The 23,895-nt window shown below is 53.2% G+C and carries 25 protein-coding genes; 6 read left to right on the forward strand and 19 right to left on the reverse strand.

Going from position 1 to position 23,895, the window contains the following annotated elements:
* Window positions 1–705 precede the first annotated feature (705 nt).
* A complete protein-coding gene (gene pheT / locus ACSPJT_RS10635) occupies window positions 706–3,108 on the reverse strand; it encodes a phenylalanine--tRNA ligase subunit beta (RefSeq protein WP_435892529.1) in 2,403 nt (800 codons plus the stop codon).
* 131 nt (window positions 3,109–3,239) lie between these two features.
* Between pheT and ACSPJT_RS10640 the strand changes: the two genes are divergently transcribed.
* Together ACSPJT_RS10640 and proB are read left to right on the forward strand one after the other, a co-directional pair.
* Window positions 3,240–3,665 carry a DUF5069 domain-containing protein gene (locus ACSPJT_RS10640; RefSeq protein WP_435892530.1) on the forward strand — a complete coding sequence of 142 codons (426 nt, stop codon included), beginning with the start codon at window positions 3,240–3,242 and terminating at the stop codon, window positions 3,663–3,665.
* A gap of 229 nt (window positions 3,666–3,894) precedes the next feature.
* Window positions 3,895–4,662: a glutamate 5-kinase gene (gene proB, locus ACSPJT_RS10645; RefSeq protein ID WP_435892531.1), complete on the forward strand. Its 768-nt coding sequence runs from the start codon at window positions 3,895–3,897 to the stop codon at window positions 4,660–4,662.
* A gap of 94 nt (window positions 4,663–4,756) precedes the next feature.
* On the opposite strand, the gene ACSPJT_RS10650 is transcribed toward proB, so the two are convergent.
* From ACSPJT_RS10650 to ACSPJT_RS10695, 10 genes are all read right to left on the reverse strand, one after another.
* A complete protein-coding gene (locus ACSPJT_RS10650; RefSeq protein WP_435892532.1) occupies window positions 4,757–5,098 on the reverse strand; it encodes a hypothetical protein in 342 nt (113 codons plus the stop codon).
* A gap of 106 nt (window positions 5,099–5,204) precedes the next feature.
* Window positions 5,205–5,609 carry an ATP synthase F1 subunit epsilon gene (atpC, locus tag ACSPJT_RS10655; RefSeq protein ID WP_435892533.1) on the reverse strand — a complete coding sequence of 135 codons (405 nt, stop codon included), beginning with the start codon at window positions 5,607–5,609 and terminating at the stop codon, window positions 5,205–5,207.
* A gap of 64 nt (window positions 5,610–5,673) precedes the next feature.
* Window positions 5,674–7,140, reverse strand: a complete 1,467-nt coding sequence (atpD, locus tag ACSPJT_RS10660) for a F0F1 ATP synthase subunit beta (RefSeq protein WP_435892534.1) — start codon at window positions 7,138–7,140, stop codon at window positions 5,674–5,676.
* A 65-nt stretch (window positions 7,141–7,205) separates the two neighbouring features.
* Window positions 7,206–8,102, reverse strand: a complete 897-nt coding sequence (gene atpG / locus ACSPJT_RS10665; protein WP_435892535.1) for an ATP synthase F1 subunit gamma — start codon at window positions 8,100–8,102, stop codon at window positions 7,206–7,208.
* Window positions 8,103–8,156: 54 nt separating this feature from the next.
* A complete protein-coding gene (gene atpA / locus ACSPJT_RS10670; RefSeq protein WP_435892536.1) occupies window positions 8,157–9,677 on the reverse strand; it encodes a F0F1 ATP synthase subunit alpha in 1,521 nt (506 codons plus the stop codon).
* Window positions 9,678–9,721: 44 nt separating this feature from the next.
* The gene (locus tag ACSPJT_RS10675; protein ID WP_435892537.1) at window positions 9,722–10,114 is read right to left on the reverse strand and encodes a F0F1 ATP synthase subunit delta; all 393 of its coding nucleotides are present in this window, start codon (window positions 10,112–10,114) and stop codon (window positions 9,722–9,724) included.
* A gap of 41 nt (window positions 10,115–10,155) precedes the next feature.
* A complete protein-coding gene (gene atpF / locus ACSPJT_RS10680; protein WP_435892538.1) occupies window positions 10,156–10,704 on the reverse strand; it encodes a F0F1 ATP synthase subunit B in 549 nt (182 codons plus the stop codon).
* A 122-nt stretch (window positions 10,705–10,826) separates the two neighbouring features.
* Window positions 10,827–11,024: an ATPase gene (locus tag ACSPJT_RS10685; protein WP_435892539.1), complete on the reverse strand. Its 198-nt coding sequence runs from the start codon at window positions 11,022–11,024 to the stop codon at window positions 10,827–10,829.
* Window positions 11,025–11,115: 91 nt separating this feature from the next.
* Window positions 11,116–12,045, reverse strand: a complete 930-nt coding sequence (locus ACSPJT_RS10690; RefSeq protein WP_435892540.1) for a F0F1 ATP synthase subunit A — start codon at window positions 12,043–12,045, stop codon at window positions 11,116–11,118.
* Between the two features lie 177 nt (window positions 12,046–12,222).
* Entirely contained in the window at window positions 12,223–13,602 is a 1,380-nt protein-coding gene (locus ACSPJT_RS10695; protein ID WP_435892541.1) for a YiiX/YebB-like N1pC/P60 family cysteine hydrolase, read from the reverse strand.
* A 231-nt stretch (window positions 13,603–13,833) separates the two neighbouring features.
* Here ACSPJT_RS10695 and ACSPJT_RS10700 point away from each other — a divergent pair, with 231 nt between their 5' ends.
* Window positions 13,834–14,109, forward strand: a complete 276-nt coding sequence (locus tag ACSPJT_RS10700; RefSeq protein WP_435892542.1) for an HU family DNA-binding protein — start codon at window positions 13,834–13,836, stop codon at window positions 14,107–14,109.
* 90 nt (window positions 14,110–14,199) lie between these two features.
* On the opposite strand, the gene ACSPJT_RS10705 is transcribed toward ACSPJT_RS10700, so the two are convergent.
* The 4 genes from ACSPJT_RS10705 to ACSPJT_RS10720 form a co-directional block, all read right to left on the reverse strand.
* A complete protein-coding gene (locus tag ACSPJT_RS10705; protein ID WP_435892543.1) occupies window positions 14,200–14,718 on the reverse strand; it encodes an MgtC/SapB family protein in 519 nt (172 codons plus the stop codon).
* Window positions 14,711–15,622 (reverse strand): mechanosensitive ion channel family protein, encoded by a 912-nt coding sequence (locus tag ACSPJT_RS10710; RefSeq protein WP_435892544.1) that lies wholly within the window; start codon window positions 15,620–15,622, stop codon window positions 14,711–14,713. The genes ACSPJT_RS10705 and ACSPJT_RS10710 overlap by 8 nt, the downstream gene beginning before the upstream one ends.
* 154 nt (window positions 15,623–15,776) lie before the next feature.
* A complete protein-coding gene (locus ACSPJT_RS10715) occupies window positions 15,777–15,944 on the reverse strand; it encodes a DUF1328 domain-containing protein (RefSeq protein WP_435892545.1) in 168 nt (55 codons plus the stop codon).
* Window positions 15,945–15,995: 51 nt separating this feature from the next.
* A complete protein-coding gene (locus ACSPJT_RS10720; protein ID WP_435892546.1) occupies window positions 15,996–16,517 on the reverse strand; it encodes a ferritin-like domain-containing protein in 522 nt (173 codons plus the stop codon).
* Window positions 16,518–16,923: 406 nt separating this feature from the next.
* On the opposite strand from ACSPJT_RS10720, the gene ACSPJT_RS10725 reads away from it, so the two are divergent.
* Both ACSPJT_RS10725 and msrB read left to right on the forward strand, forming a co-directional pair.
* Window positions 16,924–17,712, forward strand: coding sequence for an MlaE family ABC transporter permease (locus ACSPJT_RS10725; protein WP_435892547.1), 789 nt, complete (start codon window positions 16,924–16,926; stop codon window positions 17,710–17,712).
* 177 nt (window positions 17,713–17,889) lie between these two features.
* Window positions 17,890–18,345 carry a peptide-methionine (R)-S-oxide reductase MsrB gene (gene msrB / locus ACSPJT_RS10730; protein WP_435896197.1) on the forward strand — a complete coding sequence of 152 codons (456 nt, stop codon included), beginning with the start codon at window positions 17,890–17,892 and terminating at the stop codon, window positions 18,343–18,345.
* 15 nt (window positions 18,346–18,360) lie between these two features.
* On the opposite strand, the gene ACSPJT_RS10735 is transcribed toward msrB, so the two are convergent.
* The 4 genes from ACSPJT_RS10735 to ACSPJT_RS10750 all read right to left on the reverse strand — a co-directional run bounded on the left by ACSPJT_RS10735 (window position 18,361) and on the right by ACSPJT_RS10750 (window position 22,645).
* Window positions 18,361–19,452, reverse strand: coding sequence for a DUF4013 domain-containing protein (locus tag ACSPJT_RS10735; RefSeq protein WP_435892548.1), 1,092 nt, complete (start codon window positions 19,450–19,452; stop codon window positions 18,361–18,363).
* Window positions 19,449–20,612: a sulfatase-like hydrolase/transferase gene (locus ACSPJT_RS10740; RefSeq protein WP_435892549.1), complete on the reverse strand. Its 1,164-nt coding sequence runs from the start codon at window positions 20,610–20,612 to the stop codon at window positions 19,449–19,451. Before ACSPJT_RS10740 ends, ACSPJT_RS10735 begins: the two co-directional genes overlap by 4 nt.
* A 69-nt stretch (window positions 20,613–20,681) precedes the next feature.
* Window positions 20,682–21,878 (reverse strand): ATP-binding protein, encoded by a 1,197-nt coding sequence (locus ACSPJT_RS10745; protein WP_435892550.1) that lies wholly within the window; start codon window positions 21,876–21,878, stop codon window positions 20,682–20,684.
* Window positions 21,879–21,907: 29 nt separating this feature from the next.
* Entirely contained in the window at window positions 21,908–22,645 is a 738-nt protein-coding gene (locus ACSPJT_RS10750; RefSeq protein ID WP_435892551.1) for a response regulator, read from the reverse strand.
* A 91-nt stretch (window positions 22,646–22,736) separates the two neighbouring features.
* Between ACSPJT_RS10750 and ACSPJT_RS10755 the strand changes: the two genes are divergently transcribed.
* The gene (locus ACSPJT_RS10755; RefSeq protein WP_435892552.1) at window positions 22,737–23,783 is read left to right on the forward strand and encodes a hypothetical protein; all 1,047 of its coding nucleotides are present in this window, start codon (window positions 22,737–22,739) and stop codon (window positions 23,781–23,783) included.
* The last annotated feature ends 112 nt before the right edge of the window (window positions 23,784–23,895 follow it).

The following is a 23,895-nucleotide window of genomic DNA, read 5'->3' on the forward strand; positions in this document are numbered from 1 at the left end:
GACTCCGTTCTTTGGGGGGGAACTTTGTCTGTCCTAGGGGGTTTTTGGGGGATTCCTTGGGGAGGAGGGGTTTGGGGTTTTTGTTGGGGGTTGTAGACTTGGGGATGATTGGGAGAAAAGCTTGCAACTGTGTTCTCTTGGTATCCTTGGGTTTGTGGTTATTACCAAGGACTCAACCGACTTTTGGGGAGCGTCGGTTGCAAGAGAGCAGCGTCAGCTTTGGGGGGGTGGTCTTGTCCTGGGGGATTGGGTAGCAAGTTCGTCGTTGGGGTCGTCTCACTTGCTGAAGCCAGATTATGATGACTTTTTATAAATGTAAACATCTTTCTGCTGTTTAATGTGATAAAAAATGTAATTCGTTGATATTTGGGGCTTCACGAGGGGTATAAAATCAATTTTTAGTAGCGTATCGCCTCCTTCAAACACCCCCTTAAAGTGTGTTTTTTATAATTTATGGCAATTCCACTGCTTTCAGAGGCTCGAAAAGGGTCGATTATCCAGCCTGATCGATCACTCATCTTCCATAACAGGAAGGATCAGTTAGAGAGCCGCAGAACTGAGAAATCAGCATGCAACCATCCTTCAAGATGATCTTTTAGCGGCCCACAGCTATCCGGCACGGCGGCACCGATTTACTAATCACCGACACAATCAGCAACAAACCACTGGCTTCCCAGCCATGTATAACGCCTGCTACGGTCCTTCCTAACGGAAAGTAATCGGTAAGGTCTTAGCCAGATGGGCAAGCAGCTTCTGGTGGGCATCGTCCACTTCCTTCGCCTTCATCGTGCGCTCGGGAGAACGGTAATGGAAGGTGTAGGCGATGGATTTTTTGTCCGCAGGAAGCTTCTCGCCTGTGGGATCAGTAAACAGATCAAAGCAAGCGTAGGACACTAACAGCATTTCGTTATGCTTCTTAACCGCCTTCTCAATATCGGCGTTCGGCATGGAAACAGGAGCTTCCATTGCAGCGTCACGACTCGATCCAGGGAACTGGGGCAGCTCATCCACCTGAGTTGCACCAGTGCCAAGCTGCTGACACTTCTTCAGCTCCAACTCGGCTAGATAGATTGGTGTGTTAGATCCTAACTCCCGACACTTCGCCGGGCTGAGCTGGGCAAAGGCACCCACTGGCTTTCCTTCGCAGAGGATATCGGCCGAGAGAATGAAGCCCTCACGTTCGCGTGGTGAAAACTGCACCAGCCTGTTAGGGAGCAGGGATTCAATGACAGCCTTGATATCAAAGGCATCTATGGCCTTACTGTTAGAAGACCATCCGGATGGGTCAGAGTCCCCTCCCATCAGCAGGGCGAGCGAGTCGGCCTCGATATCCTTGGCCTTGCCTCCCCCGGCATTGCGGAATTGACGACCGATCTCGAAGAAACGCAGCGATTTCACTCCCTGGCGAATGTTTCTGGCGGCCGTTGCCACCAAACCAGGTGTTAGAGAAGGACGCATGATCGCGTGGTCCTCGGAAAGCGGCAGCGCGACACGAACGATGTCTCCATCCTGCAGTGGTCTTGCTGGCAGAGCGGTGTCCATCTGAGCAACGGTGGCATCCGTTGAGCGTTCGGCGATCAGCTTGATCGTCTGGGTTTCATAGAAACCGAGACCGGTGAGTGTCTTGCGGAGCGACATCTGGTAGTCATAGGCCGAGTCCACTTCGCTCTCATGCGCGAAGGTGCCGGTGAAACGTGATGGAACGTTGTCGAGACCATGCACTCGGGCGATTTCCTCAACGAGGTCGATATGGCGCGGGAGGTCGAGACGATAGCTGGGGATTTTCCAGCTTGAGCCTTCAAGTTTTTCGAGACCCAAGCGAGTCAGAATTCCTTCGGCATCTGCCAAGGAAATGGAGCCGCCCATTAACTGGTCGAGCTTAGCGGTATCCAGATCGACCGTTCCGGTGAGAACAGGCACTTCACCAGCTACGGCTGTGGCTCCTTCGATTTTTCCTCCGGCAAGCTCTGTGATCAATTTTGCAGCGAAGGCGGAGGATGTTAGAACGGCCTGAGGATCGCTGCCGCGTTCGAAGCGATAGGAGGAGTCCGAGCTGAGCGCGAGGCGACGTGAGCTGCGGCGGATTTTCGATGGTGTGAAGTAGGCTGACTCGAGAATGATGTCTGTGGTCGACTCGGTGACGCCGCTATCGAGGCCACCCATGATGCCGCCGAGCGCGAGAGCTTTGCCGGATGCGTCTGAGATCACTACGTCCTCCGCATCGAGAGTGTATTCCTCCTCGTCGAGAGCTTTGAACTTTTCGCCTTTGGCGGCCATGCGTATGTCGAGAGCGCCTTCGACCTTGGCGGCATCAAAGGCGTGCAGCGGATGGCCGAGCTCGTGCAGGGCATAGTTGGTGATATCGACGACGTTATTGATCGGGCGCAGACCGATGGCTTCGAGTTTGGTCTTGAGCCACTCGGGTGACTCGGTGACTTTGACACCGGAGATTTTTACTGCGGTGTAGTACGGGCAGGAGTCGGTGGCGTTGAGTTTGATCAGATCGCCAGCGCCGGAGGTTTCCGCAGCGGGGATCTCAGGCTTTTTGCGATCGATTCCTGCTAGGGCGGCCAGCTCGCGGGCCATGCCGGTGTGGGAAAGCAGGTCGGGTCGGTTAGGAGTGACCTCCACTTCGATGATGGTGTCTGCGTCGAAAATTTCCTGCAGAGGTTTACCGATTTCAGAGTCTTTAGGGAGGATCATTAGGCCGTCTTCCACGTCGGTCATGCCGATTTCACCGGCGGCGCAAAGCATGCCTAGTGAGGCGACTCCTCGGAGCTTGCCTTCCTTGATCATGAAACCACCACCTAGATCGGCACCTGGCAGTGCGCAGGGGGCTTTATCTCCTACCTTGTAGTTCTTGGCACCGCAGACGATCTGTCGCAGCTCGTCTTCACCGGCGTCCACCATACAGACCTTGAGCTTATCGGCATCCGGATGTTGCTCGGCTGATTTCACCTGGGCGACAACGATTTTTTCCGACGGCACGCCTTTGGACGCAATCCCCTCCACTTCCACGCCCGCGAAGGTGAGCAGGTCATCAATTTCCTGCAGGGACATGTGGGAGAGATCGAGGTGGTCGTTGAGCCAGTTGAGTGAGACGTTCATGAGTTCAGTGGACGGTAGTAAGTTGGCCGTAGGCGGTGGTGCCTCTGGCGCGGGTGGTTTGACCACAGAACGGTGGGTTTTTACAGTAAAATTATTGCTGCCATCAGACTCGGTATGGTTTTCAATGAGGCATGATAAATCTGCGCTCACCCTATGACCGCTCTGTGGCCGACACCATGTTCTGGGCTCGACTGATTGATAAAGTCCGGCTGTATCAGGACGGTGATCTGCCAGAGGATTACAGCGGCGTGCTCGGTCACAAGCTTGGCACGGATGGGCAATTTCTCGGCCACTTCGGGTTATCTTTTGATCAGGTGACTGAGGCGGTCCCAGGGAAAGACGATACCGCATTGGCGACGTGGCTGGAAGAGGTGGTGGACGATTTCCCTGCCAAAAGAGACTCATGGAACGAACTCGCACCCGAGCTGGGCAAGGATGGCACGGCGATGGAGCGGGGATTCAAGTATGCCATCCGCAAGTATTTTCCCGATACGGACCCACCGGCTGGGGTCGATACCATCTTCGGTTTGATCGAATTTGACGAAAGTCGGGCCTAAATCGGGTCCAATGACAGAAAGATTCTGGATTTCCCTTTGTCATATCCAGTTCCTCGTTAAAGCTTGAGGCGTCCCAGCCGTAATTGGCCGCAGACAAATTTCACATCCGGTTGAGTATACTGAGTGTGATGCCCTGAACAGGCAACCATCGTTGGAAGATCCTTACCCTTTCTTTTACCGTTCGTCTGCGACCACAACGATAGCGGGATTTAACTCAATTAACTTATTCGTGGACCAAATTATTGTTATCAAAGTAGGAACAGGAGTGCTCACCAGAGCGGAAGATGCCACCTTGGATGGGGCAGCGCTGTTACGTCTCGTCAATGCCATTGCCCAGAACGTGGGATCGCATGGAAAATGCATCCTGGTATCCAGTGGTGCAGTGGGAGCCGGCATCACCGCCTTTGGACTGACCGAGTATCCCAGAGAACTCGCTACCAAACAGGCCGTTTCCGCAGTCGGGCAGACCCGCTTGATGCATGCTTACGAAAACCTCTTTGCCCACTTCCGCATCAACGTCGCCCAGTTACTGCGTACGGCAGACGATTTCCGCGATGAAGAACGCCGCGGCAATACCAAGGCCACCTTGCAGCGACTGCTCGATGAGCCTGCGGTGGTGCCCATTGTCAACCAGAACGACAGTGTGGCCTTCCACAACTACTGTGTAGGCGATAACGACATGCTCGCAGTTCGTGTAGCGGAGTTGGTCAAAGCCGATAAGTTGATCATCTTTTCCAGCATCGACGGACTGTATGGTGCAGGCGACATCGGCGGGGAGGTGATTCCCGTAGTGGACGATATCGATTCCGTGATGGACTTTGCCGAGGATGAAACCGCCCGCATGTCCATGGGCGGCATGCAGGCCAAACTTCTGGCGGTGAAACGCGCTGTCGGCTCAGGCATTGAAACATGCATCGCCAACGGACGCGAACCCGAGCGACTGAAAGATATCCTCGCTGGCGGTGGCATCTGCACCCGCTTCACGGTGAAAAAATAGTCACACGAAGTCAAAGACGCCGACTACCTAGCGTGCGTCACGATATCACCTAGATCCACATGATCAGTGTGCTAATCAGCCAGTAAGTGGCCGATTAGGAAAACATGTGCGTGCTTTGCAGCAAACCTACCACGAGTGCGATCACAGAAATGACGGCTGCAATCCAGCCAAGTTTGGCTTTTTTAACACCTGCAAAAATTCCACCTATCAGGCCGAGACCGCTACCTATCAAGGTGATGACATCGAGGGTGGTCTTGAGTGATTCACGTTGAAACCAAAGTGCCCTGGCCGGTGCATACCTCGGGTCATCGAGATCCATGCCTCTTGTCATCCGATCGATACCTTCCATGTCAGGTATAACCTGCATATGGCAATACAAAGCAGCTCCGAGCGCGCTTAAACCTAACAACAAACAAATAATGGCGAGGATTTTCATAGTTTCCCAACTTACACGAACGGAAACTTCTAGGCCACAAAAAACCCCCGTGCGGTAAATCGCACGGGGGTTTGTTTTGATTTGTTTGGCCGACTAACAGTGATTGTTAGTGATGGCGGCGCTTGACCTTGAGCTGGGCGGTGGACTTGGCGATGATGGCCTGGAGGGCTGCGATGTCCACGTCGGCTTCGTGCTCGGCGTTATCAAGGGCTTCCTTGGCGCGGGCCATGGCTTTTTCCACTGCGGCTTCGTTGACGTCCTCACCGGCGATGGCGAGGTCACAGAGCACGGTCACTTTTTCCTGAGTCACCTCGACGAATCCCTCACCAACAGCGAGGTGTTCCTCTTTGCCGTCTTTGAGGTAGCGCAGTTCGCCTGGCTCCAAAGGAGTCACCAGGGCGGCGTGCAGCTCGAGAACGCCCATCTCACCCTCGGAGGAAGGGATGTAAACGTTTTGCACGGTATCGGAGAAGATCTTTTTCTCCGGGGTGACGATATCGAGATGAAGCATTGTGGTTAGGAATCAGGAAGTTGGTATTGGGAAATGGGAAACTTGAACCGCTTGGGACGGCTGTTTATTTTCCGAGATCAACGGTGTCGATGGAGCCCTTCATGTAGAAGTTACCTTCAGGCACGGAGTCGTGTTCGCCGTCGAGGATTTCGGCGAAGCCTTTGACGGTGTCCTCGACGGTGCAGAGCACGCCAGGAACGTTGGTGAAGACCTCGGCCACGTGGAACGGCTGGGTAAGGAAACGCTGAATCTTACGAGCGCGGAACACGGTGAGCTTATCCTCATCGGAAAGTTCGTCCATACCGAGAATCGCGATGATGTCCTGAAGGTCCTTGTAGCGCTGCAGAGTCTGCTGAACACCACGGGCAACGCGGTAGTGCTCTTCGCCAACCACCTCTGGGGCAAGTGCCTTGGAGTTGGATGCCAGTGGGTCAACCGCTGGGAAGAGGGCCTGCTCAGCGAGGGAACGCTCAAGCACCACAGTGGCGTCAAGGTGAGCGAAGGTGTTTGCAGGGGCTGGGTCAGTCAAGTCATCCGCAGGAACGTAAACGGCCTGAATGGATGTGATGGAACCTTTTGTAGTAGAAGTAATACGCTCCTGAAGACCGGCCATTTCCTCGGCGAGTGTTGGCTGGTAACCCACAGCGGAAGGTGTGCGGCCAAGAAGTGCGGACACCTCGGAACCGGCTTGGGAGAAACGGAACACGTTATCCACGAAGAGAAGAACGTCTTGTCCGGATTCGTCACGGAAGTTTTCTGCCATGGCGAGAGCGGAGAGGGCCACACGGAGACGGGCGCCTGGAGGCTCGTTCATCTGGCCGTAGCAAAGGGCAACTTTGGATCCGTCCTTGAGGACAGGGTTGCCGTTTTCATCGAGCTTGGGATGACCGTTGTCGTCCTGCTCAACGGCGATAACGCCGGATTCGATCATTTCCCAGTAAAGGTCATTACCTTCACGAGTCCGCTCACCCACACCGGCGAAGACGGAGTAACCACCGTGTGCCTTCGCAATGTTGTTGATGAGCTCCATGATAACCACGGTCTTACCCACACCAGCACCACCGAACATACCACCTTTACCACCTTTGATTAGCGGGCAGATGAGGTCGATCACCTTGATACCGGTGACGAGAATTTCAGTTGTTGCTGACTGCTCGGTCAGGGACGGAGCGGCGCGGTGAATGGGGGCGCGTTGGTCAGGGTTGGCCAGTGGCACGTTTTCGTCCACCAGGTCACCAGTCACGTTGAAAATACGGCCGAGAACTTGCTCGCCAACAGGAACGGCGATTGGGGCACCGGTGTCTGTCACGGTCATGCCACGCTTAAGACCTTCAGTGGTGCTCATCGCAACTGCGCGAACCCAGCCGTCACCGAGGTGCTGCTGCACTTCGAGTACGAGCTTGGTTTGTACGCCGAAGAGATCGTAGTTCAGCTCGATGGCGTTGTAGATGTCAGGGAGCTTGGCAGCTTTTGAGAAGTCGGCATCGACGACGGCGCCGATGATCTGGACGATTGTTCCTTGGTTGGACATGGTGGTGTTTAGTTTGAAGTTACAGTTTAAAATTTGAAGTAATGCGTGGAAATTGGAGTTTAAGACTACTCCATTGCTTTCATCGCGGTGGTGATTTCCAGAAGCTCGGCGGTGATCGCGGCCTGACGGAGTTTGTTATACTCAAGGGTGAGGTCCTTGATCATGTTCTTGGCGTTGTCCGTGGCGGACTTCATGGCGACCATCCGTGCGGAGTGCTCAGAGGCGCGGGCCTCAACCAACATCTGGTAGACCTGGAAGTTAATGTAGAGGGGCAAGAGTTTATCGAGCACACCCTCGGCACTTGGCTCGAAGAGGTAGTCTTTGCTCAAGGCTGAAACCTTATCGGTCTCCTTCGAAGTTCCTTGTCCTACGCCCTCGTAGGCGCGTTTTTCAGCCAAGGTGTCGGCCTCGATCGGCAGAAGCTGGCTAACCCATGGCTCTTGGCGCAGGGTGGAAACGAAGTTGTTGAATGCCACGCTGATGCGATCGTAGTCGCCCTCGAGGAATTTCTCGGTGACGAACTTGGCGATGGGTTTGGCATCGTTGAATGGAACAGGATCACCCACGTGCCAATCGGCAATCAGGTTACCTCCGGCTTTGGCAATCTGCATGCGCAGCTTGCGGCCGACGGTGATGTAATCGCAGTTCTTGCCAGCGGTGGCACGGACTTTTTTCAGCAGGTTGGTATTCAGACCACCGCAGAGTCCTTTGTCCGTGGAGATGACGAGCATCAGCTCCTTGCCGCCCTCGCGTTGCTCGAGCAACGGATGGGATTCCTCTTCGGTGTTATCCTTGAGGTTGGTCAGAACTTCATTGAGTGAATCAGCGTATTCACGCCCGGCCACTGCCTGGTTCTGGGCTTTTTTCATCTTCGCCGCAGCGACAAGTTCCATCGCCTTGGTGATCTGCGAGGTATTCTTGACCGACTTAATGCGGCGGCGGATGTCACGTAGGTTAGCCATGTTTTCGGTGGGCGGTAGTCAGTGGACGTTGGGCGGTGTGGTCAGCTTCGCTGATTACTTCCAAGAGCTTTTGAAGTCTTCGATAGCGGTTTTAAGGCTTTCGAGGATGCTGTCTGTGATGGCTTTTTCGTTGGCGATGTCCTGAAGGACGTCGGACTTGCGTTCTGCCATGTAGGTCTCAAGGGCGTCCTGGCATTCCTTGACGCGCTCAACTTCAACATCGTCGAAGTAGCCGTTCTGCATGGACCAGAGCACTGCCACCTCCATCGCCATGGACTTCGGTGAGTATTGGTTCTGCTTGAAGAGCTCAACGATGCGAGCACCGCGATCGAGTTTCTTCTTGGTGCCTTCGTCGAGATCGGAACCGAACTGGGCGAATGCCTGAAGTTCGCGGAACTGGGCGAGGTCGAGCTTGGTAGTACCAGCGACTTTTTTGATCGCCTTGGTCTGCGCGGCGGAACCCACACGAGAAACGGAGAGACCGACGGAAATCGCAGGGCGGATACCTTGGTAGAAAAGGTCAGTTTCGAGGAAGATCTGACCGTCGGTGATGGAAATCACGTTGGTAGGAATGTATGCGGAAACGTCACCAGCCTGGGTCTCAATGATCGGCAGCGCGGTGATGGAACCTCCACCCATGGCATCCGAAAGACGAGCGGAACGCTCAAGAAGGCGGGAGTGCAGGTAGAAAACGTCACCAGGGTAAGCTTCACGTCCGGAAGGACGACCGAGAATGAGAGAAACCTGACGATAGGCAACAGCTTGCTTGGAGAGATCATCATAAACGATGAGCACGTCCTCGCCCTGGTCCATGAGGTATTCTGCCATGGCGCAGCCTGCGTATGGAGCAAGGAACTGGGAGGCAGCGGAGTCAGAAGCGGATGCTACGACAACGATGGTATTTTCCATGGCGCCTGCTTCTTCAAGAGTCTTAACGGTACGAGTAACGTTAGAGAGTTTCTGACCGATGGCAACGTAGACGCAGCGCACTGGCTTGTGTCCTGCTGCGGCTTCGCGGTTCTGGTTGGCCTGGGCGATGATGGTGTCCACGGCGATGGTGGTCTTACCGGTGGAACGGTCACCAATGATCAGCTCACGCTGACCGCGACCGATTGGGATCATGGCGTCGATGGATGCGATACCGGTCTGAAGTGGCACAGAAACCGACTTACGCTTAATGATGCCGGGGGCGATCTTTTCTACAGGGTAGCGATCAGTGGCTTCGATTTCGCCTTTGCCATCTACTGGATCACCGAGAGTGTCAACTACGCGACCGAGCAGTGCGTTTCCTACAGGAACGGAAAGTAGCTTACCAGTGGTGCGGCATTCGTCGCCTTCTTTGATGTGAAGTCCGGAACCGAGGAATACGACACCGACTTCGCCTTCTTCAAGGTTAAGGGCAAGACCGATGAGACCGCCGGGGAATTCGATCATCTCGTTCAGCTGGACGTCGCTGAGGCCTTCGACTTTGGCCACACCGTCACCGGTCTCACGGACGATGCCGACGTTGCTTTTTTCAACTGTCGAAGAGACGTTGGCGATTTGTTGTTCAAGTTCCTGGAGGATGCTGCTCATAGCGTTTGTAGTTTGAAGTTGTTAGTTTTGAAGTTTGGAAATGATTAGAAGGCGTTGGCGAGGCGGTCGAGGCGGGCCTGGACGGAGCCGTCTAAGACATCGTTGCCGATGCGGATGCGGACACCACCGAGGAGTTCGGGAGTGACCTTGTAGGTGAAAGAGAGTCCGTCACCGTATTTATCAATCAGGTTAGTTTCGAGACGCACACGGCTGGCGGTTTCCAGCTCAGTAGCGCTTTCAACGAGAGCCTTGCGGCTTTCCTCGTCAATGCGGATGAGGCGGTGCAACGAGTGAAGGATCGCGCGGTAGTCACGGGGCTTTCTTTCCGCGATCAGCTTGATGGCCGTGCGCATCTTGGCCTCGTCGATCCGTCCATGCGGAGAGCAGAGACTAAAAATCCGACGTGCGGTGCGGGCGGCGTCCTTGGAAACTTTCATGTTTAAAGTGTGCGGTGATCAGTGTGAAGTGATCCGTGTTATTAACCTTCCACGGTGGCGAGCGCTTCTTCGTTGATGCGCTTCTGGTCGTCGTCGTTGAGAACCTTGCCGGTGACGGTGGCGGTGGTTGCGGTGACCAAACGGCCGAATTCCTTCTTGAGCTCGGCCTGCATGGCGTTGCGCTCGGCCTTGGCAGCTTCTTCAGCCTTGGCGAGGATGTTCTGGGCGGAGGCGATGGCTTCCTGGGCCTTCTTCTCGGAGATGGCGGCTGCGCTTTCCTTGGCCTCGGTGATGAGGCGTTGGGCGTCGGCATTGGCGGCATCGATGGCCTCTTGGGTGTGCTTCTCGCTATCGGCAAGTTGTTGCTCGATGCGCTTCAGCTTTTCTTCACCTTCGGCGATGCGGTTTTTACGCTGCTCAAGCATGGCTTGAATCGGGCCGAATGCGAATTTCTTGAGCACCAAGATCACAATAATGAAGTTGATGAACTGGGCCGCGAAGTAAGGCCAGTCCACGCGGAAAGTTTCGAGCAAGCCGGACTTGGCTGCGTCTGCACCTGCTTCGGCTGCTGCTAGATAGACGGGAAACATAATATTGTGATGAGGTTGGAAAAGGTGAATCCTTGGTGGACGGAAGAGAGAGGAAAGTGGAGATGGGTGCCGCAGAGAGTATCCCTCCGTGCGGCACCCGGTAATTTTTCCAGCTACGCGAATTAACCGAAGTTAACAGCGAAGGCGGTGAGGATGAAGATACCCTCGATAAGTGCTGCAAGAATAATAGCGATGGTAAGAACTGGTGTGGCTGCACCTGGGTTACGGCCAGTTGCTTCAGCGGCTTTTGCGCCGAGGATGCCAATTCCGAGTCCGCCGCCGAGGGCTGCGAGTGCTACTGCGAATCCTTTAGTAAACATAATATTAGTTGGTTAGTTGGTTTGGTTTTTGTTGTTTTCGGTAGCCCCCACGGTTTGCCTATGGTCAGACTTCCAAAAGTGTATAAATTTTTTAGTGAGCGTGCTCTTCGTCGTGATGATCATCGTGGTCACCGTGATCGCAGATCAGCTTCAGGAACACCGCACTGAGGAGGGTGAACACAAGAGCTTGGATGAGACCCACCAGCAGCTCCATGAAGTAGAACGGCAGCGCTGGAAGGAAGGCGAGGTATTTCGGCACGAGAGCCATCAGGCCACCGAGGGTCTGCTCACCACCGTAGATGTTACCGAAGAGACGGAAACTGAGGGCGACAGGGCGGATGGCGATGGAGATAACCTCGAGAATACCGACGAGGAAGAAGATGACCACCATACCGGCGAGCATACCGCCTTTGAATTCACCCTTAGGGGCAAAAATGTGGGCGAAGAAGTTTTTGGCACCATTCTCGGTGAACGCCCAGTAGAACCAGAGCACTGCGAAAGTCAGTGACATGGCGGCGGTCATGTTGAGGTCGGCATTTCCTCCGCGCAGAAGTCCTTGCACATGGCCTTCAGCATCTTCGTAAGTGATGGTGCCCACACCAGGCAGAAGCGCGAGGTAGTTGACGGTGAGAATCAGCAGGAAGGTGCCGCCGAAGAACCAGAAGGTGCGCTTAACAAGGTGATCGCCAAGGATGTTGCCGAAGAAGTTATAAAGACTCTCGATCAGCCACTCGGCGAAGTTTTGAAAACCTGTGGGCACGATGCTCATCTTACCGGTAGCCACTTTGCAGAACGCGAAGATGAGAGCGGCTGCCATCCAGACCATGATCATGGAGTTGGTTACCCAGAAAAAGGGTGTGCCCTCAAACGGTGAGTGCGAGTATAGCGGAAGCTGGTGTCCGGCAGCAGCTGATGCCGCCCCTGAGAAAAGCAGGAGGAAAATCGCAGGTAAAACCGCGCGTATTTTTGAGATCTGAGCCATGAATACGGTGCCGATACTTTGATCGGGCGGCGGGGACATATCGTGTTGGCGAATCGCGCGCAAGCCTATTTGTGAAATTTTTCACAAAGTCATGACACCAATACCTAACTAATTGGAGAAAAAGAACATAGCAACTCCCACAGTCGGCCGCGCTCCATCCCCCATCGCTCTAGGATTCCGTATCAATTCCACCTATTTTGGGTGTCATTTTCGGCATCAAAATACCCTGATGACATTTTCCTCCACTCCGTAGTCGATGACTTTTTCAAAATGCCCCGAACCCAGCGCCTGCTCGATGAGATCCTCGGCGGAAATACAGGGTCGGCCAGTGTGCCGTTTCAGCTCGAAATGGACCGGACCGATTCCGTGGTAGCTGCGGTAAACCACCTCCGTGCAGGCCAGCCGATCGGATTTGCGGAAATCAAAGATGAAATCGTAGAGTTTCCCCTCGTGACTGATCGCCCGAGACAGAGCCTCGGCGAGCTCGCGAACAGCAAGCTTCGGCCTCAACACCATGAAGGCATCCACCCTCAAGGTTTCCTCCAGCGGGCGGAAGAGCACACCGTCTTTTTTGGCCTCTAAAAAACGGATCAGCTCCATGCAGCGACCATCCTCTGGTGGTGCCGCTACCCCCAGATCTCCCCTTTCCTGCAAACTGCCTATATATAATGCAGCGTGTGGCCAGAATCCGGGCAGAAACAGATTACTCATCGCATCATCGTGACGGGTCACGAAGACATCTCCCGGCCTAAGCATGGCTCCCACGGTTTCGACCACCTCTCGAGTGACGCGTTTCAGCTGGCCCGGCATCCGGCGCGGTGCCGTTTTCGACAAAACTCCGAACGGCTGCTTCAGCTCCGCCACGGCACTGCCGCTCAACTTGAGCAGATGAAACATCACCTTCTTATATCCGGAAACGTGCCGACGCTTGAACGAATGCAATCGGTAATCCCATTTCCGTTTGAGGTAGTCGCGTTTGCGGTATTGTAAAAATGGTTCTTCCACTTGGAGTATTGCCACCAGCCCACCAACAATCGGATCCGCCGCCAGCTCAGCCACGTCCTGTTTGTGAACTTCGTAAAACATCAGGGATTCGTGGAAACGCCACATCCGACGAGATGACACCAGGTTTTTGTAGATCCGTGTGTAGCTCTTCGTTGGAATCCCGTAACGCGGTTCGGCTTCATCGAGCTTTTTCCAGACCACCGGTTTATCCGTCGCCAGATCCACGATGAATGTCGCTGATCGCACAAGCATGGTCGCGGCTGTGAATCCTACGATGAATGCCTGCAAGCGTTGCCGCCACAAGTCATCCGCCACCGAACCAGCCTCGGCACCGTCCATGTGGTCGAATATCACCTGAATGGAGTCCACCGTTTCTAACAAAGCAGCACGCACAGTCAGATAGCGAACAAAAATCTCCCTGATTCGCTCATCTTCATCGGGAAGGAAATATCCACGCGCCTCAGCAGCTGCAGCATCCGCCAGCTCTTGTGCCATTTCATCGCGCAACGGCATAGCGGGAGCGATCGATCTAACAGACCGTGCAGCAGAGCGAATTAACTGCGCCACATTAGCAACTCTGCTTTCCTTCATAAATCATGTTTTCTCACATCCGTCTGACTTCGTCAATGCACCAGTTCAACAGGAACACACGCCAACCTAACATAATCTAACATGTCGACTTTGCGATAAAACCAAGCTTTTCGACCGATCTCGACCCAGTGTCGGCAAGCAAAAATAAGCTGGAAGTCAAGCTCCACCGAGGAAAAATAGAGAATTAATTAACTTTACATAAGCATCCGTCAGTGTCAAAAAATCACCGTTATGAACAAATCCGAACTCGTCGAATCAATTCAGAAAACCCTTGGGAAAGACGCCACTAAGCGTTGTGCAGAAGATGCTCTTGCAGCCGTGCTTGAATGCATTGCGAAAGGCGTTAAGAAAGATGGCAAAGTCCAACTCATTGGTTTTGGTACTTTCGAAGTCAAGAAGCGCGCAGCACGTATGGGCCGCAACCCAAAAACTGGCGAAGCAATGAAAATCAAAGCCTCCAAGACTGTTGGCTTCAAAGCTTCTTCCAACCTCAAAGGCTCCCTCTAGGGCTCCTTTAACCTAATCATTAACAATCCCGCGTCGCCTGATGGTGACGCGGGTTTTTTTTTGCTCACGAATCCAGCCATTCGCATGGAATTAGCTGTCCGCCTGCCTGGACTCCTCTGAATTGGCTTCCTCGCCTCCATTGACCACCTTGCCAAAACGCAGGGAAAGATAGCAGACCAAAGCCAAGGCGACGGCATTTTCATACCGTTCCAGTGCACACGCCACACCGAGGGCACCGGTGAGCCAAATGGCGGCAGCAGTGCTCATGCCGTGAACCTTCTTGGATTGTTTTAAAATCACTCCACCACCGAGAAATCCCAAGCCGGTGATAATACCACTGTAGGCACGGGAGAAAATCTCGCCGTTCACCTGATTTTCCATATCGACTGCCATCAGCACAAACGCGCAGGAAGAGACGGCGACTAAGGGAAATGTTCTGATTCCTGCGGAACGAGCTGTTTTTTCTCGATCCCAACCGATCGGTAGTGACAGGAGATAGGCAATGCCGAGCATGCACAGATTCCTCCACACCCCGGCCGGATTAAACTCAGTCACCAAAGCCGCGGGAATGGCAAGGAGTCCGGGGTCCGATGCGATTTGATCAATCATCTGCCTCCTCTCTCTCTTTGTCGCTGTTATCCTGATCCTTGGACTGGCGCTCCAGAAGCGTCGTCAAAGGTTCTTTGAATGTGAGTGTTCTGTATGGGAATGGGATTTCAATACCGGCATCATCCAGAGCCGCCTTGATTTTCTCCACAGCCTCGGCTTTCGCCTCACGCTGCTCCATGGGCTGGGATCCGGCCCAAAACAGGACTTCGAAATCGATGCTGCTGGCGCCAAATTCTTTCGGTAACACCTTGTTACCCTTGTCGGCATCAGCTTTTTCCAGACTATCGACTGTTTTTTGGATCACTGCCTTTGCCTCGGCCACGTCGGTGTCATAGGAGACACCCACGCCCATTTCTATACGTCTCAATTTACCGTAAGTCAGCACTTCAACTGGTTCGGTAACAAGCTTGGAGTTAGGAACGACAATAAGTTCCCCCGATGTGTCTTGAATCTGGGTGTGACGCAGCTCGATGCTTCTGACACGACCGCAGACATCCCCACACTCAATCATATCTCCTTCTTCAAAGGGAAACTTCCACAGCAGCATCACGCCGGCAAAAAAGTTCTGGAAAATGTCTTTGAAGGCCAGACCCACTGCGACAGACACCAGACCAGCCGCGCCGAGTGCTTTCGACGGCGTCAGCCCAGGGAAAACAATCATCGCTGCTGCGACCACACCGATGATCCAGACCACGGTCTTAGCAAGGCGCGAGAGAAGCTGCACCAATGAATCTCTGAAAGCAAACTTACCCAGCGCGGAGTGCATCGCCTTGCTGACCATGGCTGCGACTCCCCACGTTAGAATTAATACAACGACAGAACCGACCAGAAATGGCACGCGTTCTAACGTTCCCTCCCAAATACTCATGAGGGAGTTGAGGATGACTTCTTTTGCTTCAGACATAATGTTGATAGTGTGTGTTAGATTGTGTGTTGTGTAATTTATAGAGTGCCCAGCGCCCGATGCTTACGAAGCAGAGACGGACGCTGGGTTGTGTGTGTATGTGTGTGAAAAATCGGATAGGTGCGCTACCTAGCGCACAGTTCATATAGCTCTATCATTTTGCTCCTCGCATCATGTGGCTGATAGCCGACAGGATGAAGAGAACGATGAAGATATAGAAACAGATCTTTGCGATCCCCACGGCTGCGCCGACAAGTCCGGCAAATCCCAGAATGCCCGCAATGAGAGCGATAACGAGGCAGGTGATGGCTAAGTTTAACATGGTACAGTTAGGTAAATGGTTCGAGTTGGTTTCTACCGGGACGGAAACAGATTAATAAGTAAGCGAGCGCTTCTCCTCTTCCTGCATACGACCGGAAGCGATCTCACGATCCTCAACTTCACGAAGCATTCCTGCGAATTCGCGACGGTGCATTTCCTCGTCGTTGAGAAGACGGATGGCCAAATCTTGGGTAGGTAGATCCGCACCTTCCGCCATTTCTGCGATCAGACGGTAATGTTGGATTGCTGATTCCTCTGCGGTGACCACTCCGCGGATCACATGAATGAGATCTAACTTATCAGGGGACGGTTGGAGATACCGCTGGTTCTTGTGCAGCTGCATGCTACCTGGCACGATGCCACCTAACACATAGATTCTTTCGGCCAATGCCTTAGCGTGACCCATCTCGTCCTCGATATCGGCAGCCAGCATATCTTTGACACGCTGAGCGTGCAGTCCGTCAAGATTGATTGACCATGATAGATAATTTTCCACTGTCTCCAATTCCGCTGAATACGCCGTTTGTAGTAAATCGATAAGTTTTTCTCGGAGTTCTTTGGTGATTGGTTTCATATCAACATCAACATTGCAGGTAACATGCCAGATGATTTCTTAGCTATAAAATCAAGCTCTCCTACCCGCCATGTTGAGGTCTTTTACACGACTACCCGTTATTTCAGGCTGAAGTCCAAACGCTGCAACCTTGCACAATGCACGGTTAACAACCGGCCGGACCGTGCATTTTGCAACTTCGATAAAACACCCCAGAGCTAATCCAAGCCGTCGGCCGCAGATGCAACCATGCTTCTGATACATCACCGGTATGTGATGATCTCTAGCCGGTGTTGGTCTAGCCGAGAAAGCTGGAACACTGAGTGTCCACTTCAGCGTAAACGTAAGAACTGCCAACCGCGTGATGAGACGAGTGGGTAATATTTTTCCTGTTGGCTTGTTCTGATCCGAGGACTAAGCTGCCGCCATGCTTTCCGCTCTTGGCCGCCCACTGTTAGGAATTCTCGACTACCTCGGGGAGCTAGCTGGTCTTGCAGGACAAATTGTGGAATCTCTCATCCGGGGAAAAAAGCGCTGGCGGTTACTCATCGATCAATTGGTTGAAATAGGTTTCAGCTCTCAGCCGGTGGTCATCATCACCGGAGCATTTGTCGGTGCGGTTCTTGCAGCACAGGGACTGTTCCAGCTCAGCGGCATGAAAATGGAATCGATGGGTGGCGCCTTGGTGAGCGTCGGTATGCTGCGTGAACTCGGCCCCACTCTGACAGGAATCATGCTGGCTGGCCGGGTCGGGGCCTCAATGTCCGCGGAAATAGGCACGATGAAAGTCACCGAGCAGATCGATGCCCTGCGTTCAATGAGCGTGCATCCGATCGATTACCTCGTCACTCCACGCCTGATTGCCATGATCATCTCCGTGCCACTGCTCATCACAGAAGCAGCTGCCTTCGGCATCGCCGCCAGCTGGGTAGTGGGCACTCAAACCTTCGGGGTTTCGGAAGCATGGTGGAGCCTGCACACGCGCGAGCACACTGAACTCGCTGATATTTACATCGCTCTGATCAAAGGCACCATCTTTGGCATCTTGATCGTTCTGATCTCGTGTCACCAAGGTCTCAAGGCATCTCATGGGGCTGTGGGAGTGGGTAAGGGCACTACTCATGCGATGGTATTTTCCTCACTGGCCATCCTCATTTTCAACTTCTTCCTGACTATGCTCATGAACATCCTGTTCCCCATCGGTCTGGCGGGGTGAATTTGACATCCACCAGCTCGCAGGGAATAATATAGCCGTCTGCCGCCTCTCAGTTTGTGTAGACCCTTAATCACACAACCCATCAAAACCATGAAAGCTGCACTTCGTTTCCTCGCTCTCCTTGCCATCGGCGGAGGCATTGCATTCTACGCCCTCAACGCTCAGACTCAGAAACCTATGAAAACATCCAATGAAACACCGGCCCAGCCCGAGAAAAAAGTCGTGAAGACTGATGACGAGTGGAAAAAGGAACTGACTCCGGAGCAGTACCGCATCGCTCGGCAAGGAGGAACTGAACGCCCTAACGGAAAAGTCTACGAGCAATTTAAAAAACAAGGTGGCGGCACCTACTACTGTGTCGGCTGCAACGCTGAGCTTTTTTCATCCAAGGAAAAATTCGACTCCCACTGCGGATGGCCATCGTTTTATGACCCGTCCAAAGCCAAGAACGTCAAAGCGCTTCCAGACGCCGATGGCATGCGCACCGAGGTCAAATGCAAGGTCTGTGATGCCCATCTGGGACACGTCTTCACCGGCGAAGGTTTCAACACTCCCACCGATCAGCGTTATTGCATCAACGGCACCGTGTTGAAGTTTGTGCCTTTCAAAAAGGATGACGAGAAGGAGAAGTAATCGTATCCGCCAGCCTCACTCCTGATCATCCAACCAGCTGATAAAGCCGCCGGACTCGTGTCCGTAACGTGAGCTGGCAGCCTCTTGCAGCGGTTGAGGAATATGACGATGCACTGGCAACTGAACCATCGGGTGAAGCAGCCAGCGCTTCACTGGCACGGCTGCGGCAAACTGCGAGAACAAAGGCTGCATTGCAAACGCTACCAGTGACGCATAGGCAGTAGAAATCACCAGTGATTTCCAAGCCCTCCTTGGCCACTTGCCACCCATCTTTGGTGGCCTGATTTCCAAATGACTCGGTAAATCGCCGTGATGATACTTGCCCTCGCTTGCTAACGACCAGGCAGCTTTGGCATAAATACGCGCCGCGAGTAATCGCAGCATCACAAAAGCAGGGAAGACATAAAGCATCGCCCACAGAAAGTAATAGGAGTTCAAAAATGCAACGATCTCCACTGGCGGCATTTCTAACAACACAGGCTTGGAGGCCGCCGCTGTGGATAGATACAGCGCAGAAAGAATCAAAGGCAACCCACTGAGAGTTGTCAGCACTGCTAACAATAGATTACCCCATGGTGACCTGGATATGACTCTGGCCACCGTCTTCAAGTCAAAGAACGACCGCATGGTTCCGGACATCGCTTGGTGTGATTGTGCCATCGGAAGATAAATCATGGCCAACGCCATTAGCAGAATGGCGAGCACCCCCAACCCTGGTCCGACACCCGACTGCTCGTAGCCTTTGTGAAACGAATTATTCCACCCTCCCCACCAGGCAAAAGCTAACATCATCCCCGGAAGGAGAGTCACCAGAAGAGCCGTGCTCACATGCTTGATGCCTGTCAAGAAATTGAGTTTCAGCGAGCCAAATAGCCACTTAAACCGATTCCACTTTCCTCCGGCTGGCTTCTGCTCTCCACGAATCCACCTCGGAGATCGATGTAATTCTAACACCCCCGATTGTGTGTTCCAATAGCCGATGATTCGCCGGCGACACAGTCGGTACGTCCATCCGGCTGTCACCGTTGCCCCTAAAAACGACAGGCAACCCAGTGACCCAAAAAGCCAAGCTTTCAGCAGACGGGCGAATTTGATTCCACGCTTCATGCTATCGCCTCCTCCAGAATATTGGTATCGGCAAACTTAGTGGGCATGCCCATTAACCTGCCCAGTGTCCCAGCGATCTGCGTCTGATCCACTCGACGGTCGATGACTTTGCCTTTTTCAACTCCAGACCCGAACAAGAGCGCCCAGATCTCATGGGATGATTTCGAATTAAAGTGGTGCTGGCATGGAACTGAAAGCAGCGGATTGGTATCCCTGCCACAATCAGGCACAACGCAGAAAATGGTATTATCCCGGTAAAATGGATCGAGTTGAGTCTGAGTCACCAGCTGCCTGAGTCCGTGATCAATGACCTTGATCCCCTCTGTGTAATGAGTCATGTTCCCCCAATGCACGTAGTCTGGATCGTTGTAATTGATCATCATCAGCCGTGGCTTCAGCAGCTTCATCGACCACAACGTCAGCTCGGTGAGGAGTCGGTCGCCGCGCGCATTTTTAAATCCGTCGTTGCCATAGTGGTCGTGCCATTTTTCCCAGAAACTACGGATCGCTGGCAGGTCCTCATTTTTGCCTCGGGTGCGGTAATCGATCATCCGCATTTGTTTTAGATCTTCCATCATCTTACGGCGTTCGTTTTCGGGTGGATCACCAGCCAGTCTTTTTTCTAACAACCACATCTTATAGCGGAAAAGTGACATCGTCTGGCTGCGGAATTGCGCTCCAAACAGATGGTGGTTGCTAAAATTGTAAAACTCCTCCTGACTCCTGTCCTCCCCATTGATCAGCAAAGTCTGGTGCGCAGGAATCTCATATGTTTTCCGGAGATACTCGAACAGAGTCGGCACTTCCGCTTCGAAGCGCTGAACAAAAGCATCCTTCTTCACCTGATACTTCGCGTAATGCCCTGTTAGGATATTCAATGTGCCCTCACCGTGTGAGGTGTCCAAGTCCTTAAACCGGTCGATTTCCATGTTCCGGTAGAATGTCCCCTTTGGGACCAAGTCACGCAGGAGATAAGGAGCGTAGGTTTTTCGCTCGTTGATTGTTTCGCGACGTCTAACACCGCCACCGAATCGAACAATGATGACATTGGGGCTGGTGTATGATTTTTTCTGCTCCCCCGCAGCCATGACAGCACGCGGAAGACCTGCTACCACGCCGGCAGCCACTGCTGATGTTAGGAATTCACGTCTCGTTTTCATAGCCACACCTTAGCTTCGTCACGGCAAAGTGTCTGTGGCACTTGTGTTGCAAGTTTGTATCAAAATGTATCAGGACCTCGGAATCCTAACCGCAAACACAGCTCCTCCCAGCGGTGAGTCCCCTACGGAGATAGTGCCGCCATGCAAACGAACCACACGCTCGCAGATCGCCAGACCGAGACCAGCTCCATCACCCTTCGATCGTGTCCTTGCTCCGTCCAGTCGGGTAAAAGCATCGAATATTTTCGTCCGATCCTCTGGGGCGATTCCTTTCCCATCGTCATGCACCTCAAGGTTCACTGCGTCCGCATCCATGGAGCAAACTACTTTCACCAAGCCTGTGGCATGACGTGCCGCATTCCGAATCAAGTTCTCCAGGGCTCGTGGCAGGTGGTTGGCACTGGCTTGAATATCCACTTTCGGTGGTATTTTGTTTTCGAACTTAACGTCCGGAAAAAGAGTTTGAGTCTTGGCAATTAGAGCATTGATCGTCGTGGCAATCTCAAGGGGAGTTTTATGGATCTCGGTACCACCCGAGTCCACTCTCAGGAACATCATCAGCTCGTCCAGCAGTCGCTCCATCTCGTCGACGTCATCGTGTAAAGCCGCGATACGTGTGTGCCGTTCCTCCTGAGTTTCTGCAGCTTCGATCATCTCGACCCCAAACCCAATGCGTGCCACAGGTGTGCGAATCTCATGAGACACCGCCTGTAGCAAATGCCTCTGTCCATCCACCAGCGAAGTAATCCTATCCGCCATCAAGTTGATCCTCTTTCCTAACAAGCCCAAGGCATCCTTGCCTTTCTCCTCCACACGCGCGCTGAGATCACCAGCCGCAATTCTACCGATCGTCTGCTCTTGCCGACGTAACCTTCGAACCAAAGGATAAGTGATCAAAAAAGCTGCTGCTCCAAACACCGCCGCCGTCATCAGCAAGGCCAGCAATAACGAGCCGCCCTGCTGCCTCTGAAAGGTCGCAAATCTACCCTCATCCGATTCAAACACCACCCTGTAATCGGCTCCCGCAGGTCGGAAACCGACCAAGCCACCGTCTTGATCTAGAGCCACTACCCGAGCGCGGAAATTGAGTTGTTGTTGATCAATCACCCGCTGGGCTTGCTCCGCACTTTTACCCGCTAACAGCGGGTCTAATTCCTCAATGACCGCTTGAAACTCCTCCGCAAAGTTTGGTCGAAGGTACTTCTGATGCAATGCGCCAAAAACCACCGCAATGATCACAGCGCTGAGTAAGAACGCAGCTCCCATCAATAGGATCAATTTTAAATAGAGTCGGGTCATCCGCAATCAGGTTCAGGGGGTAGCATGTAGCCAGCGCCACGCACCGATAGTATATATCGTGGCTGCGACGGATTAAGTTCGATTTTTTTCCGCAGCCGTGCCACACGCAAATCGATGGTGCGATCCAGCCCATCGTAATCAATCCCACGCAAACTTCGTGACAACTGGTCGCGGCTCATTGTTTCGCCAGCATGTTCTGCCAAGAGTTGTAGCAGATCCAGCTCAGCCGTTGTTAGGTGAATGACGGTGTCTGCCACCTCAACCCGTCTGTTAGCAATATCCACGCGTAAATCTCCGAAGTTCATCGCACCGTTGTTCGGCACGCTATCCTGAGTCGATCTCCGCAGCAACGCCTTCACCCGGCTGAGCAACACCCTCGGCCTCACCGGTTTGGTCAGGTAGTCATCGGCTCCTATTTCCAGACCCAGGATTTCATCCACCTCATCGTCACGCGCCGTCATCATCAGAATCGGCCCGGAATAGGCCGGGCGGATGCTCCGGCACACCTCAAACCCATCCATCCCTGGCAACATGACATCAAGAATCACCAGATCGGGCTGCTCTGCAGGGATTTTTGCGGCAGCCTCCGAACCATCGGGGATGATTGTGACGGAGTATCCCTCGCTTTGAAGATACTCGCCTACCAACGCGGACAATCGGCTGTCGTCTTCCACCAGAAATACGACCGAAGACCCATATGTAGACCCTTTTCCAAGCACAATTCTATCAAACACTCTCAGGAAGGTGAAATCAAGCACCACTAATCTCCACTAGACAACCTGTGGATTATGGCTGTTATTGCCTTAGGAAACTACACACATCATTATGTCCAAACCAGAAAACACCAACACGCAAGCCGAAGGCATTCTCAGAAGCACCCTGTCAAAGGATGCTGACAACTGGGATACCCGCAAAAAACTCGCCCACCTGTTATACAACGACGGAAAATCGGCCGAGGCAGCAGTAGTGGTCTGGGAGGCACCGGCCATCCCATCCATCGATCTGGAACTCGGATTCGCCATCAAGGTGCTCGCCAAGGGCGCGCCACGTAAAGCCATCCGTCTGCTTTCCAGTATCCAGACAGTGAATAAGGACAAGCCTGCGCAAAACCTAGGACTCGCTAATGCCCTGATGCACTACGGTATGGTGATGGAGGCCGCGCGTTTCTACGGTGCCGCCGTCGCACAGAGCAGCGATCTCGCCAGCGCCGACCTCGAGCACTTCCTACTCTGGACGGACGACCGCGAAAAAATCTGGGGCGATTTCAAAGAGGAAAAACCCAAGCTCGGCGAACTTCCATGGATGAAACGTGATGCCAAGGAAGCAGCCCAACTGGAAAAAACCATGAAAGGCCACACCACTCCGGTGAAAATTCCCGACCTGAAAGAAGTCGATGCTGAAAAAATCGTTCATGATATGTACGTGCAGTCATCTCGCAAAGGAGCGGAAGCCACCCCTCCTCCAGCCGTCAGTATTCCCATCGGCCGAGTGAACCCGAAGGATGTCATCGTCGATCCTGAACGTGGTGCAGCTACTGCACCTGCAACATCTGGCGATCAGACCGAAGCCAAGCCAACAACAGCGACACCGGTAACTCCGGTCAGTAAACCCGGCCTCCCTCAGTCGAAGCCCGTCCTGCCACAGGCCAAACCAGTCCTGCCTGGATCCAAGCCCAACTTGCCCGAAACCGCAGCAGACAAACCTACTGTGACTTCCCTTAAAAAAGACAGCGATGACAAGGGCCCCAAGATCGCAAAACCAACCTCGACCTCATCACCGACGCCAGTCAACCAACCGAAAAAGCCCAATCTATCTCCTGACGGAAAAATCGTCCTTAACCGTCCCAATCAGGACAAGAAGGATGAAAAATAGGCTGATGATCTAAAGAAAATCTCTCACACCAGGGGGGAGCGCCTATTCTATCAGTTAGAAGCGACACCTTCCCCAAGAGATTGTGGATAGAGTCAAGCTCTCTCCAGGATTA

The sequence above is a fragment of the Oceaniferula spumae genome (assembly GCF_042849255.1).
Lineage (GTDB): Bacteria > Verrucomicrobiota > Verrucomicrobiia > Verrucomicrobiales > Akkermansiaceae > Oceaniferula > Oceaniferula spumae.